Below are 17,872 nucleotides of genomic sequence, written 5' to 3'. Positions count from 1 at the left end.
GGTTGTACAAACGTTTATTTTACTTTATTCACGATAGCTTTAAAAGCTTCCGGGTGGTTCATAGCTAAATCAGCTAATACTTTACGGTTCAATTCGATACCGTTTTTCTTAACTAATCCCATGAATTGTGAATAAGACATTCCTTCCAAACGGGCTCCGGCGTTGATACGCTGAATCCATAACGAACGGAAATTTCTTTTGTTTTGCTTTCTGTCGCGGTAAGCATAAAGCATTGCTTTTTCTACTGCGTTTTTAGCAACTGTCCAAACGTTTTTACGACGACCAAAGAAACCTTTGGCTTGCTTCATTATCTTTTTTCTTCTTGCTCTTTTAGCAACTGAATTTACTGATCTTGGCATAATTTTTCTGTGTTTTTGTAGCAGGCGTCCCGAATTGAATCAAGGGAACTTAAAAAGCCATACTCCAAGGTTATTAAATAATTGTTTAACCTAAAGAATTCTTTTAATTATCAATTGTTAATTATCAATTGTCAATTAATTAGATGATTCTTAATTGTTCTTTCACGCTCTTCATGTCTGTTGGGTGAACCAAAGCAGCATGCGTCAACGCTAATTTACGCTTCTTAGACTTTTTAGTCAAGATGTGGCTTTTGAAAGCGTGTTTTCTTTTGATTTTACCAGAGCCAGTCACTTTAAAGCGTTTCTTAGCACTGGATTTTGTTTTCATTTTAGGCATAATTTCCCAAATTTATTTGTGATTCAACTTACTTACTTTCTTTTGAAGCTTTTTCCCGCTGTCCGCGCTACACGGTAGCTTGCTTCCATCGGGGCTAGGCTTACTTCTTTTTCTTGGGCGCTATGAACATGATCATACGCTTTCCTTCTAATACCGGTAAGGCTTCTACTTTACCGTATTCTTCCAAATCCTGTGCTAAACGCAACAATAAGATTTGACCTTGTTCTTTATAAATGATTGAACGTCCTTTAAAGAATACGAAAGCTTTTAGTTTCGAACCTTCTTTTAAGAATTTCTCAGCATTCTTTCTTTTAAATTCATAATCATGCTCATCAGTCTGAGGTCCGAAACGAATCTCCTTTACCGTGATTTGAGTCGATTTGGCTTTTAACTCTTTCTCACGCTTTTTTTGCTGATAAATGAATTTTCCATAATCCATTAATTTACAAACCGGTGGGTCAGCATTTGGCGAAATCTCTACCAAGTCTACTTCCAGTTCGTTGGCTAATCTGAGAGCGTCGGCAAATTTAAATACGCCCGGCTCTATGTTTTCTCCAACTAAACGAACCTCAGAAACACCACGAATTAACTCATTAATTCTGTGAGCTGCTGTTTTTTCCACGCGAGGCTGATGTCCTCTGTTATTTCTTATTGCTATGGCTTTATAATTTTAGTTAAACTTCAAATGTTTTTAATGTTTTGGCAACTTCTTCGTTTACAATGTTGACAAATTCTTCAATGCTCACCGTTATGTTACCCTTGCCTTCCTGCCCGTGACGACGTACAGAAATGGTTCCGTTTTTCTCTTCTTCCTCTCCCACAATCAGCATGAACGGCATTTTTTGTACTTCCGCATCCCTGATTTTTTTACCAATCGTCTCGTTACGGTTGTCAATTAGGGCGCGAATTTCGTGATTTTCCAGCAATTCTAAAACTTTTTTCGCATAATTTTCATATTTCTCGCTCAAAGACAAGATTATAGCTTGCTCAGGCATCAACCATAACGGGAAATTTCCGGCTGTGTGCTCCAGTAAAATAGCGATAAATCGTTCCATCGAACCAAATGGTGCACGGTGAATCATTACCGGTCTATGTAATTCGTTATCAGAACCTTTGTAAGTTAATTCGAAGCGTTCCGGTAAGTTGTAATCTACCTGAATGGTTCCTAATTGCCATTGTCTGCCCAAAGCATCCTTAACCATGAAATCCAGTTTCGGTCCATAAAAGGCGGCTTCACCACTTTCAATGATATAATTCAGTCCTTTGTCTCTTGCCGCATTAATGATGGCTTGCTCAGCTTTTTCCCAGTTTTCCAAACTTCCGATGTATTTATCCGGATTATCTAAGTCACGAACTGAAACTTGCGCCGTAAAGTTTTCAAATCCTAAGGAACCGAAAACATATAACACCAAATCAATTACTTTTTTGAATTCCGAATCCAACTGGTCTGGTGTACAGAAAATGTGAGCGTCATCCTGAGTAAATCCTCGAACACGAGTCAAACCGTGTAATTCTCCTGATTGCTCGTAACGATAAACAGTTCCGAATTCAGCATAGCGCTTTGGCAAATCTTTGTATGACCAAGGCTTGTTGTTGTATATTTCACAGTGGTGCGGACAGTTCATGGGTTTCAATAAAAACTCTTCGCCTTCAGCCGGAGTGTGAATCGGTTGGAAACTGTCTGCTCCGTACTTGGCGTAGTGCCCCGAAGTCACATATAGTTCTTTTTGGCCGATGTGCGGGGTAACCACTTGTTCGTACCCTGCTTTCTTCTGAGCTCTTTTCAAAAATTGCTCTAAACGATCGCGTAAAGCAGCCCCTTTGGGTAACCACAACGGCAAACCTTGACCAACTTTTTGTGAAAAGGTAAACAATTCTAATTCTTTTCCGAGCTTTCTGTGGTCACGTCTTTTGGCTTCTTCCAGCAATTCCAGATAGTCGGTCAAATCTTTTTGTTTCGGGAACGAAACGCCGTATACACGGGTTAACTGTTTGTTTTTTTCATCCCCGCGCCAGTAGGCACCGGCTACACTCATGATTTTCATGGCTTTGATGATTCCTGTATTCGGAATATGACCTCCGCGGCATAAATCGAAAAAGTTCGAGTGGTCGCAGAACGTAATGGTTCCGTCTTCTAAATTCGAAATCAATTCGGTTTTATACTCGTTGTCTTTATAAATTTCCAAGGCTTCAGCTTTAGAAACTGAGCGCATTTTAAATTCGTGTTTTTCTCTGGCAATTTCCAGCACGCGGTCTTCCACTTTTTTGAAATCGGCATCGGTGATTTTTTGGTCGCCGAAATCAACATCGTAGTAAAAACCGTTTTCAATGGCCGGTCCTAACGTTAATTTGATTCCCGGGAATAACTCTTCCAGAGCTTGCGCCATTACGTGCGAAGTAGAGTGCCAGAATGCTTTTTTGCCTTCTTTGTCATTCCAGGTATATAAAACCAGTGAACCGTCAGTTGTCAGTTGGGTTTCGGTTTCAACGGTGGTACCATTGAAAGCAGCCGAAATTACATTTCGGGCTAATCCTTCACTAATGCTTTTGGCAACATCCATCGGAGTGGAACCGCTTACAAACTCTTTAACAGAACCATCTGGTAACGTAATCTTTATCATTCCTAAATAAATTTGTGGATTGCAAATATAGGGGATTACCCGTTGCTATACAACACCTCACAAAGAGATTGGTAAAATTGTTTTTGATACAAAAAAGCATCCTGCAGAGGATGCTTTGGTGATAAGGTCAATTTATGATTCTTTATTGTTTTTTAGTTTCTTTTTCTTCTTCTTTGGGCATGTCAGAAGCGCCCATATCCCGAATACAGAGGTACTTGCCGTCTTTTTTTACAAACAGACTAATATAGTTCCCGCTACGAACAACGGCAACCGTGCTATCAACAACTTTATAACTGCCGATTTCTACTACTTGTTCTCCGTCGTTGGATGGAAAAACTTCCTTAACCGTAAAGGAAACTTTGTGACCTTTGGTAAACCCTGAAATGTCATTTTTAATAGAGGTGTAAATAGCTTCTTTTCCCATTAAAGGGGGCATGTTTTGAGAAAAGCTGGTGGCGTCATCAGCATAGTATACAATGTCATCGGGTTTTCCGGCATTGAAAGCATCAGCGTATGCAGTTTCCATGGCTTGGAGCTCAGCTTTGATTTGGTCTTTGTCTACGGTTACTTTTTCTTCTTTTTTGGCATTACAGGCAATTAAAATTACCATAATAGAGGTAAGGATAATTCCTTTTAAAATTTTTGTTTTCATAAATCTGTTGGTTTAAAATTACTTTTTTAGGTTAAACCTCAGAGACTAGGGAGGTTAAAGATAGGTATATTTTATTGAAAATCAGAAGATTTTTTGTTTAGATGTGTCTTTGAAGTTTATTCTGTTTATTCTTCAGTTTTAAGTGAAGCACTTGTTAATAAAATCATTCCAACGCCATGAAAAGGAAATCATAAACTACGCTGTACCTAGGTGAGAAAGCTCAAAAAAAGGAAACCCTCTCATAGCTGAAAGGGTTTCTTGTTTTATTTCATTATTGTTTGTTTTCTGTCGGGACCTACTGAAACGATTTTAATAGGTACTCCAACCGCTCGTTCTATGAATTCAATATAGTCCTTTAGGGCCAACGGCAAACTGTCGTATGAAGTCATGCCGGTTAAGTCGGCTTGCCATCCTCTCAATTCGGTGTAGATTGGTGTTACATTTTCTTCTTCAATGTTGTAGGGTAAATGGTGGATGACTTCGCCTTTATAATTGTACGCGGTACACACTTTTAAGGTGTCAAAGCCCGAAAGCACGTCGGCTTTCATCATCATCAATTGGGTTACCCCGTTGATCTGGATGGCGTATTTCAAAGCTACTAAATCCAACCAACCGCAACGGCGTTTTCTTCCGGTTACTGAGCCAAACTCGTTCCCTGTTTTTGCCATCATGTCACCCGCTGCACCAAAATCTTCCGTAGGGAAGGGGCCGCTTCCCACACGGGTGGTGTAAGCTTTGAAAATTCCGTATACTTCTTTTATTTTGTTGGGCGCAATGCCCAATCCGGTGCAGGCTCCGGCAGCTGTAGTGTTAGAAGAGGTTACAAACGGATAAGTTCCGAAGTCTACATCGAGTAATGAACCTTGTGCTCCTTCACACAAAATAGATTTTCCTTTTTTTTGTGCCTGCGCCAAATATTCTTCACTGTCTATAAAACTAAGTTTCTTTAAATCTTCAATGGCTTCAAAGAATTCTTTCTCCAGTTCCGGCAAATTGTACTGAATGTTAACATCATAAAAAGCTATCATGGCTTCGTGTTTATCGGCCAAAGCACGGTATCGTTCTTTAAAATCAGCCAATTCAATATCGCCTACACGCAAGCCGTTTCGCCCCGTTTTATCCATGTAGGTTGGGCCTATACCTTTCAATGTTGAGCCAATTTTGGCTTTTCCCTTAGCGGTTTCTGAAGCCGCATCGAGCAGACGGTGGGTCGGTAAAATTAAATGGGCTTTGCGCGAAATAATGAGCTTCGATTGTAAATCGAGGTTGAATTTAGCCAGACCGTCAATTTCGCTTTTAAAAACCACCGGATCAATCACCACTCCATTCCCGATGATATTGATGTTGTTTTGGTGAAAAATACCCGACGGGATGGTACGCAGTACATGCTTTATGCCGTCAAATTCGAGGGTGTGACCGGCGTTAGGTCCGCCTTGAAATCGTGCGATGATGTCGTATTGTGACGTGAGTACGTCCACAATTTTTCCTTTACCTTCATCGCCCCATTGTAATCCGAGTAGTAAGTCTACAGTCATTGTTGTTGTGTTGTTGTGTGTAGTTGTTGTTAGTTTAGTTGTATTTTAATTTTGTTGTTGATATCTTGAATAATCAATTCTCTGGCAATTGAATTACTCTTTTTTAGTAGCATAAAAATACAACGAGTGGTTGTGAATTTCTATGCCAAAAATCTCCTCTATGGTCTGCTTAATGGTTTGAATGCGCGGGTCACAAAATTCAATCACTTCACCGGTATCGGTCATGATGATGTGGTCGTGTTGCTTGTCGAAGTATGATTTTTCATAATGCGCCTGGTTTTGCCCAAATTGGTGTTTGCGAACCAAACCGCAATCTAACAGTAATTCAATAGTGTTGTACAAGGTTGCGCGCGACACACGGTAGTTTTTATTCTTCATTTTGAGGTATAAATTCTCAATGTCAAAATGTTCTTCGCTGTCGTAAATTTCCTGAAGAATGGCATACCGTTCCGGTGTTTTGCGGTGTCCTTTGTTTTCAAGATAATGCGTAAAAACGTTTTTTACGGTTTCCTGATTTTTGATGTTATCGGATGCAATTTGTGTCATGCGACAAAGGTAATTTTTTTAGCTAAGGTTTCAAAGTTTCCTGAGTTTAATATGTTGAACCAATGAAGCTTTTTCAGGTCTTTGCAAAATTCACACTATCAATTGGTGTATACCCGGGTAACTTTATCAATCCCGTCTATTTTTTTTATGTTTTCTATTAGTTTTCTCAAAATATTGTTATTCTGTACAATGACTGCTACTTGCCCGTTAAAAATTCCGGCTTCTCCGCTGAGGGAAATACTCTGAATATTTACATGCATGTTGTTTGAAATAACTTTGGTCAACTCGTTGGTCAACCCCAGACTGTCCATACCGGTAATTTTCAAAACGGCTTTGAATTCTTGTTGTGATGAATCAATCCATTTGGCCTGCATGATGCGGTAAGCGTAATTAGACTGTAGTGTTATGGCGTTAGGACAGTCTTTTTTATGTACTTTGATACCTTCATTTATGGTAATAAAACCAAATACATCATCGCCCGGAATAGGGTTACAACAGGAAGAAAGTTTATAATCCAGTTTATCCTGTTCGGAACCAAATACCAATAAATCATAATTGTTGCTTAATTCGGGCTTGTTAATCTCCTCCGGATTGCTGCTGGGCGAACGTTTGATTTTGTTTTTGAAGAAATTCATCAGCGTATTGCTTTTCTGTGCAGCAAAATCTTTGAGTTGTTGGTTTTCAATAGAACCAATTCCCACGCGGTAAAACAAATCCAGACTGGTTTTGAGTTTGAAGAAATTAACCAACTCGTTTACCACGTTTTCATTTAAAGTAATCTTCAAATGTTTCAGTTTTCGGGTCAGTAATTCTTTACCGTCTTCGGCAATTTTCTTGGTATTTTCGTTGAGTACGTTTCTGATTTTATTTTTAGCCCTTGAAGTGGTTACATAGTCGAGCCAGTTAATCGTAGGTTTTTGATGTACCGAGGTGATGACTTCAATTTGATCCCCACTTTTTAATTCGTGATTCAGCGGAACTAGTTTTCCATTCACACGTGTGCCGCGGGTTTTGATCCCTATTTCAGAGTGTATGCTGAACGCAAAGTCGAGTGAAGTGGCTCCTTTGGGCAATGATTTGATTTCTCCTTTGGGCGTAAAGACAAAGATTTCTTTGGCATACAAGTTCATTTTGAAATCCTCCACAAAATCTACTGCATTGGTTTCAGAACTTTCCAGAGCTTCTTTCAATAAGTTGAGCCACGTGTCTAATCCGCTTTCTTCGGTTGCACCTTGTTTGTATTTGTAATGCGCAGCATAGCCTTTTTCGGCAATTTCATCCATGCGTTCACTACGCACCTGAATCTCTACCCAACGACCTTTAGGTCCCATAACGGTGATGTGCAATGCTTCATATCCGGTTGACTTTGGTGAGGAAATCCAATCGCGCAAACGACTCGGACTCGGACGGTAATGATCGGTCACAATGGAATAAATTTTCCAAGCCAGGAACTTTTCGTCATGCAGGTTGGATTTGTATATAATGCGGAGGGCAAATTTGTCGTATACTTCATCAAACGTAACGTTCTGAGCGGCCATTTTTCGGCGGATGGAGTAAATGGATTTCGGCCGGCCTTTCATTACATATTCCACTCCCTCCTCATCAAGCGATTTTTTCAATACATCCGATATGGTTTTGATGTAAGCATCCTGCTCTTCTTTGGTTTCTTTGATTTTGCTGACAATGTCCTGATAGACGTCCGGTTCGGTGTATTTAAGGCCTAAGTCTTCTAATTTGGTTTTGATGTTGTATAATCCCAAACGATGCGCCAGTGGGGCATAAATGTATAGGGTTTCGGAGGCGATTTTTACCTGCTTGTAATCCGGCATCGATTCCATGGTCTGCATGTTGTGCAAACGATCGGCAATCTTGATGAGGATTACGCGAACATCATCGTTTAAAGTCAGCAGCATTTTGCGGAAATTCTCCGCCTGCATCGAGATGTTCATATCTTTTTTAACCTGAGCAATTTTGGTCAGTCCTTCAACCAAATGCGCTATCTTCGGGTTAAACATGCGTTCAATGTCTTCTACCGTGATATCGGTATCTTCTACCACATCATGCATTAGTGCAGCCGCTATACTGGTAGCTCCAAGACCAATTTCGGAGGCTACTATTTTGGCCACACCTATAGGATGAAAAATATAAGCTTCTCCCGATTTGCGGCGTTGGTCCTTGTGTGCATCAACAGCTACATCAAACGCTTTTCGGATTAATTTTTTATCATCATCCGTAAGGGTTTGGTAACTTATGCGAAGTAATTCTTTGTATTCTCGGGCAATCGCTTTTTTTTCTTCTTCTAAATCAATTTCAGTCATAGCCTATTCAATCAATTCCTAAAAATAAACATTACAAATGAAATGTGCAAGCGATAACCAAGCGATTTATGGATTTTAGCGGATGAGGTATTGCTTGTCTTTGGTAAAATCTAAATCGTGAAAATCATAACTGAAATCGGTCAGCGGCGAGATGGCTTTCATTTTGAAATGAGTAGCATTTCCGTTGGCATCCAAATCGAAGAAAATATGGGCATCGGCATGGAAACTTCGGACATCCCATTTTACCACAAAATTTTGGTCTTTGTAAAAGAAAATCTCACCGGTCAGTCGTTTTGAACGGTTGGAGGCAAAGTATAATTTACCTTTTTTTTCCGAAATGGTTACCAAACCAAACCAGGGATCTTTGTAATTTCCGACGTATTTGGAATAATTGATTTTAATTTTGTCTTTACTGTTTTTAGCTACCGTGGCCCAAACTTCATCCGTGATTTTATCGGCATCTTCTTCTTTTTGATTGAGTTCACTGCTCAGCCGCTGCACGTGATCGGCATTGGTAAAACCGAGATAACGGTCTTTTATAGTGTTGGAAATAGCCATAAAGGCCGAACCCATTTGCTGGTTGGTGAGCACAATTATACCCAACTGAATTTCAGGAATCATAAGGGTTTGTGTCACTATACCGTCTAAACCACCCGTGTGCGAAACTTGCAGATAACCGTTAATGTCTTCAACTCTCCATCCTAAACCATAATTTCGAAAGAGGGTTTTATAGGGTTTGTAATTGGTTACCGGCATGATGGTTTGCGGCTTCCACATTTCATCGTGCTGTTTTTGACTGAATAATTGCTGATTTCCGTCGTATTTTCCGTTATTCATTTGAAGAATCAGCCATTTACTCAAATCGTTTACCGAAGAATAAATTCCGGCGGCAGCATCAAAAATACTATTGGTGTATCTCGGAATAACTTCCAGTTTTCCATTGGTTTCTACATGCGGTACGATGGTATTGGTAGTATCTTTCAGGCGCGACCAGGAAGCGGCACTGTTGTCCATGTGCAAAGGTTTCATCATGCGTTCTTCCACAAATGCACACCAGGATTTGCCCGAAACTTGTTCAATCAGTTCTCCGGCAATTACATACAGCAGATTGTCATAGTCGTATTTTGCCCGAAAATCGGAAACCGGTTTCAGGTATTGGATGTTTTTTATAATGTCTTTCGGTGTAAAATCATGACCATCAGGCCAAATCATCAAATCTCCGGCACCCAGTCCCAAACCGCTTCGGTGTGTTAATAAATCACGAATGGTGAATTCACGGGTCACATATTCATTGTACATCTTGAATTCAGGTAAGTACTGAATGACTTTATCATCCCATTTTATTTTTCCTTCATCTACCAACATAGCCAAGGCCGCAGCGGTAAACGATTTGCTGTTGGAAGCAATGCCAAATAAGGTATTGGCATCCACTTTTTTTCCGGTTTTGATGTTGGCAACGCCATACCCTTTGGCCAAAACCAATTTCCCGTCCTTAACGATACCAACAGCTATCCCCGGAACATTGAAGGTTTTTAGGGTTCTTTCTACTAAAACATCTACTTCGGCTTCTGTGATTTGAGCCGATAAGTTCCCAAAAGTGAAAACAGAAACGGCAATAAAAAGTAATTTTTTCATATCAATTTAGTTAATCATTAAGGCAATTGCTCCCTGTGTAATTCCGGATCGAATTTGCTTATTCCTTTCTGAAATTAAAATCCTCTTTGGCGTTTAGCTTCAAAAATCAAAACAGCAGCAGCTACAGATACGTTCATGCTGTCAATGGCTCCCTGCATCGGGATAATGATGTTTTGAGTGGCTTTGTCGCGCCAAAGCTGGGATAATCCGGTGGCTTCTGTGCCAACGACCAAGGCAGTAGGTTGGGTGTAGTCCTGGGTATGGTATGCAGTCGAATTTTGCAGTGTGGCACTGTAAAAATGAATGTTGTTTTTTTGTAAAAATGCAATCGTTTCTTCGGTAGAAGCAGTAGCAATCTGATTGGTGAACAAGCAGCCCACGCTCGAGCGAACAATATTTGGGTTGTATAAATCGGTTTTGGGATTGGCAATGATTACGGCATCCACCTTGGCTGCGTCACAGGTTCGGAGCATGGCGCCTATGTTTCCGGGTTTTTCGATGGCTTCCATCACAACAATCAAAGGATTTTCCGGAAGTTGCAGTTCGGATAATGACAACGGTTTGGTTTTGGCAACCGCCAAAATGCCTTCGGTAGTATCGCGGTAGGCCAGTTTTTGATATACTTCTTTAGAAATTTCAATCCATTCGATGTCAGCATCGGCAAAGTGCGAAACAGCCTGATTGCCGGTAATTTCGGGAACATACAGTATGGTTTCAATTGAATAGCCTCCTTTGAGTGCCAGTTCAATTTCACGCTGGCCTTCAATCAAAAATGTCCCGGATTGTTTTCGGGCTTTTGATTTTTCCTGCAGTAAAACCAATGATTTAATAAATGGATTTTGAGCGCTGGTTATTTGTTTCATCTTAGGTTCAGCAACGGTACTAAGTGCCAAAGGTACAGTATTTTTTGATTTTTGCCATCAATGATTCAAATACAGAAAACCTTTTAAGGGTTCGGGATAGTCTTTGTCGTTGAGGTAAATGACGTAAAAATAGGTGCCGTCAGGAGCTTTGGAAATCTCAAAACCATCTTTTACACGACCGTCCCAATCTTCACTGTCCTTATTTCCCGTCCAAACTAATCTTCCCCAGCGGTTGTAGATTTCTATGCGAAAATTGGTGAAAATAGTTTTGAGACCGTCAACTACAAAACGGTCGTTAACCGAGTCATTATTGGCAGAAATGTAGTTGTAAACCGTTGGCGGACAGTTTCGGGTGGTGAGTGAAAATGACGTAATGCTGTAGCAGTTTTCATTGTCTATTCTGACGAAAATAGTTTTTGGGGTGGTATAGGCAACATAATGGTCAGGGTCGGATATTGGGTTAATTCCGGTAGCGGCATTATCCAGGCTTTCATAAAAATGAACAGTATCATTCTGATTTTGTTTTACCGTTGTTTCATAGCCCGAAAAATCGAAAGTTCCCTGCGTATATCCCTCGTTGCAGGAACGCAAATCGGGTAAAGGATTGTATTTCGGCACATCATAAAAAGTTAAAGTAAACGAGGTTGTGCTGAAACAATAACCGTTGTCAATGCGCACAAAAACAATTTTCGGAGATTGATTCGGCAGGTAATGATCGCTGTTTTGAATGGGGTTGGTATTGTTTTCAGCATCTTGCTGCGTTTCAAAAAAAGTAACCGAATCAGTCGCAACAGCAGGAATACTGTTTTGGTATTCGGTTAAATCAAAAGCACTTTCTTCGGTTTCCCGACAAATGGTTACACCATCAGGGGTTGAGAAGGCCGGATAGGGTTTCAGGTTTATCTGCAAAGGAGTAATGCTGAAGCAATGGGCATTATCCAACCGAATGTAAAGGGTAGTGACAGGCTGTGTTAACACATAACTACTGCTGTTGATTATCGCATTCACGTCAGCATTAGCATCGGCTGAAGTGCTGAAAAAAGTCACAGTATCCGATGGATTCACCAAAACAAGCGGAAGATAAGCCGATAAATCAATTACATAATTGCTGGTGTCAGAAGTACATAAATATTGTGGCGGAAGAGCATTGAACTGCGGTGATGTCCACAACGAAACCAATTGTGAAAACGTATTGTTGTTTTCTAATAATTCGATAACAATCCCTGTTCCGTTGCCGCTATCATCTACTACAAATTTCAGGGTGAAATTATCAGGCACTGTATTGGGCAGGTTCAGCGTTATTTGAGAAGTCCAGCTTCCGTCTATAGGGATTATAGCGGTGGTGGCGGTAGTTTGAATCAATTGTCCGTTGGCATAAATAGCAATAGGCGTGTAGGCGGGAAGCGCGTTGGTAGAATTTGGATTAGCAACTGTGTAATGGGCCACTATGGTCCTTGAATCACAGGTTTTATCTACTGAGTCAACCGTAATTGTCGCATCGGGCAACTGGTTGTTGAGTTTGGTGACCACAGTATTGATCATGATAAAATCACCCGTAGAAGACAATTTGATGGTAGCAGTGGCATCGCCGATATTTATGAAATTCTGGATGTCGTATATGTCCAAATCCATGTTGTACAACTGGTTACTTCCGGTAACAGTATTGGTTCCGTTGAAAACGTTGTTTACCGGATTCAAAGCATTGCTTAGCGGATGATTGTTGAAGTAAAAAGTTTCGGTGGCCAAATTGACATCGCCCTCCCAGGCAATGAAACCTATTTTTGAGTTGTTGTTGTCCAATACATTCAGACTGCTGAGATTGATGACCAAATCGTCGGGTACCCGCTGCAAACCGTCGTAAATGTTGATTTGATTTATGGGCAGAGCAGCATCGCTGTAAACCACAACAATAGCCCAGCCGGCAAAGTTGGTTCGGTTCTGACAATAGCCGCCTACGGTGAGTAGTGTTTGCGAAATATCCAAATCCGAAAGCGTGTAGGTGCCGTTTCCGGTACTTAGAATTTGATTGGTAACATCTGCGAAAGCACTGAAATAGGGAAGTTGCATGTTAGAAGTTACCGAAAAATTTCTTTCAGCTGTGATGTCAACACCGTTTAATTTGACATTGAAATCCCCTAATCCCGAACCGGCCCAATACAAGTAAGCTCTTTCAACCAACTGATCGGGATTCAAAGTTAAATCGGCTGACGAGCTTGATGCAACCAAATCAGCACAACCCGGAGTGATGTTATTTTCGCCCAAATTCATCGTATTCCCCACAAAGGTAAAATCATACCGTCCGTTGAATTGTTGATACAAGCTTACATTTTGTCCGTAAGCCGATAAAAAACCGCTTACAATCACAATAAATGCTATACAATAACTTTTTACCTTCACCTTGGTTATGGATTAAGAAGCCTAAAATTAGTCAATTAATCCTGAAAATCTAATTTTTAACAATACCAAAGGTTTTTAAAAATAAATGTTTAATTTTCCGATGTCTAAACAAACTCCGTGAAAAACTATACTGTCAGACGTTATGAGGCCAATGATTATGCACTTTGGAATGCTTTTGTAAGTAGTGCCAAAAATGCGACTTTTTTGTTTCATCGCGATTTTATGGAATACCATTCCGATAGGTTTTCAGATTATTCATTATTGGTTTTTGAACAGGATAAACTGATCAGTATCCTCCCGGCCAATGTTGTCGGTACTACAATTTTTTCCCATCAGGGACTCACGTATGGCGGTTTTGTTTTTGATGCCAAAATCAAATTAGGCAAAGCCATAACCATAATAAAAACAGTTTTGCAGTTTCTGCACGAAAATCAAATAACAACGGTTCAGTTAAAATTGCTTCCGGCCATTTATCAAACGGCTTTTTCGGAAGAAGTTGAATATGCTTTATTTTTGACGAAAGCCCAATTGATCAGAAGAGATTGCCTCTCGGTGATGGACATGAAACAGCCATTTTCTTTTACCAAAGGACGAAAGCATGCCTTGCAAAGAAGTGCCAAAAAAAATCTGACCGTAAAGGAAGAGACAGATTTCGACTTGTTTTGGAATACGGTATTAATTCCCAATTTAGACAAAAAACACAAAGCCAAACCGGTTCATACGGCTCAGGAAATGGCGAAATTGCAACAATACTTCCCTCAAAACATCCGTCAATTCAATGTGTATTACGAAGGCAATATAGTAGCCGGAACCACCGTTTTTGTTACCGATAGAGTAGCGCATTCGCAATATATTTCGGGCAATGATCAAAAAAGTGAATTGGGAAGTTTAGATTTTTTACATTATTATTTATTGACCGAAGTATTTGCAGATAAAGCCTATTTCGATTTTGGAACATCTCACGAAGATAATGGCCAAAAAATAAATGAAGGCTTGTTGTATTGGAAGGAAAGTTTTGGTGCCAAAACCACGGTTCAGGATTTTTATGAAGTGCCAACCGCCAATTTTTCTAGACTCGAAAACGTACTGATATGATTAAATTCCTCGATTTACATAAAATCAATTTGCCTTACCAAGAAGCCTTTCACCAAAAAACACAACAATTTCTGGATAAAGGCTGGTTTATTTTGGGCGATGAGGTCAAGGCATTTGAAAACGATTTTGCCGCTTACTGCGGAACAAAATTTTGCATCGGAGTAGGGAATGGTCTTGATGCTTTGGTGCTTATTTTTAAAGGCTATATTCAATTGGGCCGATTGCAAAAGGGCGATGAGGTCCTGGTTCCGGCCAATACTTATATTGCGAGTATTCTGGCTGTACTTGAAGCCGATTTGGTTCCTGTTTTGGTAGAACCCAAACCGGAAACCTACAACATCAACTCCGATTTGATTACGGCCAAAATAACCTCAAAAACCAAAGCTGTTTTGCCGGTTCATCTGTACGGACAAATAGCTGATATGAATCATATTAATGTTATTGCCAAACAATATAATTTATTGGTTATAGAAGATGCTGCTCAGGCACACGGAGCTCAAACGGGAGACCGAAGAGCCGGAAATTTGTCTGATGCTGCCGGGTTTAGTTTTTACCCTTCAAAAAACTTAGGAGCTTTGGGCGACGCCGGTGCCATTACAACCAATGATGCCGCATTAGCCAAGGTGCTTTTCGCTTTACGAAATTATGGTTCCGAAAAAAAATACCATAACGACTTCATCGGCGTGAATTCCCGATTAGACGAATTGCAGGCCGCTTTCTTGAATGTGAAACTGCCTCATTTGGACAAAGAAAATGAATGCCGAAGAGAAATAGCCCAACGCTATTTAGCCGAAATTAAAAACGATAAGATTGTATTACCGCATTGGGATTTTTCTGCCAATCATGTTTTTCATTTGTTTGTCGTCCGTACGGCAAACAGAGGAGAATTGCAGGAATACCTCAAAGCAAACGACATCGAGACAATGGTTCATTACCCCATTCCTCCCCATCGTCAGCAGGCTTTGAACCATTGGCAGGACAGTTCTTTTCCTGTTACCGAAAAAATCCATCAGGAGGTATTGAGCCTTCCGATGAGTCCGGTCATGACCGAGGCAGAGGTTGATACCTTGATTCAAATTTTAAATCAATATTAATTGAAAGTATTGGGCAAAATACGGGATAAGGAATTATTCAAAGTAAGTTCGTTAAACAGTATCAGCGTGCTGATAAAAATTGCTGTTGGTTTTATTACTTCAAAATTTTTAGCTGTTTTTGTGGGGCCGTCAGGTATGGCCTTGGTGGGGAATTTAAGGAATTTTATTAGTTCAGTTGAAAGTATTGGTCTGCTCGGATTTCAAAACGGAATTATCAAGTATGTTGCCGAATATGAACATAAAGAACAGCAGCTGAAAGAATTGCTCTCTACGGTAGTCATGGCCATTTTTTTAGTTACCGTTGCGCTCAGCGGATTTTTATATTTTTTTTCCGGATATTTAAACGAAGCGATTTTTGGTGATGAATTTCAGTATCAGTCTGTTTTTAAAGCTTTTTCTCTAAGTCTGCCGTGGTATATGGCTTCCTTGTTTTTGACTTCGGTACTGAATGGTTTCGGAGCCTTTAAAAAAGTTATTAAAATCAATATTTACGGCAATCTTCTGGGCTTGGTCTTATCGGTAGTATTGTTGTACAATTACCATACTTTTGGAGCATTATTGGCGGTTATTTTGGCTCCTTCGTTACTTTTTTTTATAGTTGTTTTTCAACTCAATACAACGGTTCCGCTCAGAACACTTCTTACTAAAAAATCCTTCAATCTCACGATACTGAAACAGTTGTCGCAGTATTCTTTAATGGCATTGGTTTCCTCTGTAGTAGGACCATTGGTGTATTTATCGATACGTACTAATGTGATTCACAATTTAGGTTACGAAAAAGCCGGATATTGGGAAGCTATGTCACGAATATCATCGTATTATATGCTTTTTTTGTCTACAATTTTAGTGGTTTACTTCTTGCCTAAATTGTCTAAAGCTTCAAATACTGAAGAAACAAAAGCAATTTTCTGGACTTATTTTAAAGGGATATTTCCCGTTTTTGCAATCGGTTTAGCTGTCTTGTTTGGTTTAAAAGATCTTTTAATTCCGGTGATTTTAACCAAAACTTTTTTACCGGTGTCCGACTTGTTTTTGGGCCAAATAATCGGTGATTTACTCAAAGCACTGTCCATGATTTTAGGCTATCAGTTTTTTGCCAAAAAAATGACAAAGGCCTTCATCGTCTCCGAACTTTTCTCACTGCTGATCCTATGGGGAACAAGTAATTATTTTATTGCGGTTTATGGCATTCAGGGAGTAGTTATTGCACACGCGCTTACGTATTTTATCTACCTGTTGGTTTTGCTGATTTATTTCAGAAAAAGTGTTTTCTAATTGTTTTTCCAAATAGCCAGATACTTTTCGGCTACTTTAATATAATTGTGTTCTTTTTCAATAAAAGCGCGGGCACGTTTACTCATGGCCTTTATTTCCTCTGGGTTTTCAATTAAGAAAGATAATTTTTCAACCAGATACGCCACATCGGGCTTTGCATTGATGGCTACGGGTTCCTTTATGTTGTAGTACCCGACGAATTCCTGCTCCGCTCCGGTAAACACTACTTTTCCTTTGGCCATGGCCTCCAGAGCATTATACCCTTGGTCTTTTGCATAACACTGGTCTAATAAAATATGAGCCTTAGTGTAGCAATGAATGTATTCATTATAGGGAACGTTTTCGGTTATAATGACTTCTGTCTTTTCCGGATATTTTTTTTGAATCTCTTGTAAAGCCTTTTCAAAAAAATCAACCCCTTTTTTAAGGCAGTTTTCACGATTGACTCCCAAGAAGATGATTATTTTATCTTTGATTTCAAGTTTTTCCTCTTTTAACAAATCAGTATTTATAGGGTTTGGGACTACGCCCAGGTATTTCGGATTTCCTTTCAAAGGAGCATCATAGTCAAAATCTGAGGCAATGATACCGCTGCAATTTGAATAAATATACTGGTGTAACTTACGGAAAGAATCGGTTCTGAATTTCAATACACTCAAATTGTCTTTGTCTTTTATCTTGCCTTCCAAATAGGGTTGTATGCCCGATTTTGACTGAGGATTTTCAAAATTGTATTGCACATTCAGATAATCGTCACTGCACGACAACAGAAATACTTTCTTGTTGTTTTTAAAAATATGGTTTACTATTTTTTTCTCAAAATAGTAATTGCAGAAAAATGAATTCTCATTAATTAGCTGAACAGCATCAAACTGTTCAAATTGAGATTTGTTTTTAAGAAACTGGCGATAAGTCAGATATGAGGAGATATCGAAACCGGTGAGACGAAGAACAGCCAGACGTATTTTTTTTAATATTCCCGAATTCCATTTTCGAACCAGAGGGAAATCCACCGGAAAATTTTTGAAGCCGTCTTTAAAACCCAGTATAATTACTTCGTGTCCCAGTTTTTCTAGACCTTCTTTCAAAGAGTTGTGTAACCTGCTGTATTCACCAACCAATAGAAACCTCATAAATTATGTATA

The 17,872-nt window shown here is 39.6% G+C and carries 15 protein-coding genes; 3 read left to right on the top strand and 12 right to left on the bottom strand.

Features of this window, described 5'->3' with window-relative positions; all coding sequences use genetic code 11:
* Positions 1 to 14 precede the first annotated feature (14 nt).
* From rplT to EZL74_RS08100, 11 genes are all read right to left on the bottom strand, one after another.
* Complete coding sequence (gene rplT / locus EZL74_RS08150; RefSeq protein ID WP_131476112.1) at positions 15 to 359, bottom strand: 50S ribosomal protein L20; 345 nt, start codon at positions 357 to 359, stop codon at positions 15 to 17.
* Positions 360 to 498: 139 nt separating this feature from the next.
* A complete protein-coding gene (rpmI, locus tag EZL74_RS08145; protein WP_131476111.1) occupies positions 499 to 696 on the bottom strand; it encodes a 50S ribosomal protein L35 in 198 nt (65 codons plus the stop codon).
* 100 nt (positions 697 to 796) lie between these two features.
* A complete protein-coding gene (infC, locus tag EZL74_RS08140; protein WP_204745134.1) occupies positions 797 to 1,318 on the bottom strand; it encodes a translation initiation factor IF-3 in 522 nt (173 codons plus the stop codon).
* 52 nt (positions 1,319 to 1,370) lie between these two features.
* Positions 1,371 to 3,317, bottom strand: a complete 1,947-nt coding sequence (thrS, locus tag EZL74_RS08135; protein WP_131476109.1) for a threonine--tRNA ligase — start codon at positions 3,315 to 3,317, stop codon at positions 1,371 to 1,373.
* 142 nt (positions 3,318 to 3,459) lie between these two features.
* Entirely contained in the window at positions 3,460 to 3,969 is a 510-nt protein-coding gene (locus tag EZL74_RS08130; protein ID WP_131476108.1) for a YybH family protein, read from the bottom strand.
* A 263-nt stretch (positions 3,970 to 4,232) separates the two neighbouring features.
* Complete coding sequence (locus EZL74_RS08125) at positions 4,233 to 5,504, bottom strand: adenylosuccinate synthase (protein WP_131476107.1); 1,272 nt, start codon at positions 5,502 to 5,504, stop codon at positions 4,233 to 4,235.
* 93 nt (positions 5,505 to 5,597) lie between these two features.
* A complete protein-coding gene (locus tag EZL74_RS08120; RefSeq protein WP_131476106.1) occupies positions 5,598 to 6,050 on the bottom strand; it encodes a Fur family transcriptional regulator in 453 nt (150 codons plus the stop codon).
* A 98-nt stretch (positions 6,051 to 6,148) separates the two neighbouring features.
* Entirely contained in the window at positions 6,149 to 8,368 is a 2,220-nt protein-coding gene (locus tag EZL74_RS08115; protein WP_131476105.1) for a RelA/SpoT family protein, read from the bottom strand.
* A 75-nt stretch (positions 8,369 to 8,443) separates the two neighbouring features.
* Positions 8,444 to 10,003, bottom strand: coding sequence for a serine hydrolase (locus EZL74_RS08110; RefSeq protein WP_131476104.1), 1,560 nt, complete (start codon positions 10,001 to 10,003; stop codon positions 8,444 to 8,446).
* A 74-nt stretch (positions 10,004 to 10,077) separates the two neighbouring features.
* Positions 10,078 to 10,866, bottom strand: coding sequence for a TrmH family RNA methyltransferase (locus EZL74_RS08105; protein ID WP_131476103.1), 789 nt, complete (start codon positions 10,864 to 10,866; stop codon positions 10,078 to 10,080).
* Between the two features lie 57 nt (positions 10,867 to 10,923).
* Positions 10,924 to 13,263, bottom strand: coding sequence for a gliding motility-associated C-terminal domain-containing protein (locus EZL74_RS08100; RefSeq protein ID WP_131476102.1), 2,340 nt, complete (start codon positions 13,261 to 13,263; stop codon positions 10,924 to 10,926).
* Between the two features lie 117 nt (positions 13,264 to 13,380).
* Between EZL74_RS08100 and EZL74_RS08095 the strand changes: the two genes are divergently transcribed.
* The 3 genes from EZL74_RS08095 to EZL74_RS08085 are packed head-to-tail and all read left to right on the top strand — an operon-like array spanning position 13,381 to position 16,727.
* Positions 13,381 to 14,358, top strand: a complete 978-nt coding sequence (locus EZL74_RS08095) for a GNAT family N-acetyltransferase (RefSeq protein ID WP_131476101.1) — start codon at positions 13,381 to 13,383, stop codon at positions 14,356 to 14,358.
* Entirely contained in the window at positions 14,355 to 15,452 is a 1,098-nt protein-coding gene (locus EZL74_RS08090) for a DegT/DnrJ/EryC1/StrS family aminotransferase (RefSeq protein WP_131476100.1), read from the top strand. The genes EZL74_RS08095 and EZL74_RS08090 overlap by 4 nt, the downstream gene beginning before the upstream one ends.
* On the top strand, positions 15,453 to 16,727 hold the full coding sequence (locus EZL74_RS08085) for an O-antigen translocase (RefSeq protein ID WP_131476099.1): 1,275 nt from the start codon (positions 15,453 to 15,455) through the stop codon (positions 16,725 to 16,727). It begins immediately after the preceding gene.
* Here EZL74_RS08085 and EZL74_RS08080 read toward each other — a convergent pair.
* On the bottom strand, positions 16,724 to 17,860 hold the full coding sequence (locus tag EZL74_RS08080) for a glycosyltransferase family protein (protein WP_131476098.1): 1,137 nt from the start codon (positions 17,858 to 17,860) through the stop codon (positions 16,724 to 16,726). The two genes, EZL74_RS08085 and EZL74_RS08080, sit on opposite strands and share 4 nt — an antisense overlap.
* Between the last annotated feature and the right edge of the window lie 12 nt (positions 17,861 to 17,872).

Source organism: Flavobacterium silvisoli (assembly GCF_004329815.1).
Classification (GTDB): Bacteria; Bacteroidota; Bacteroidia; order Flavobacteriales; family Flavobacteriaceae; genus Flavobacterium; species Flavobacterium silvisoli.
The sequence above is the reverse complement of the archived record's forward strand: the minus strand, read 5'-3'. Positions and strand labels throughout refer to the sequence as shown.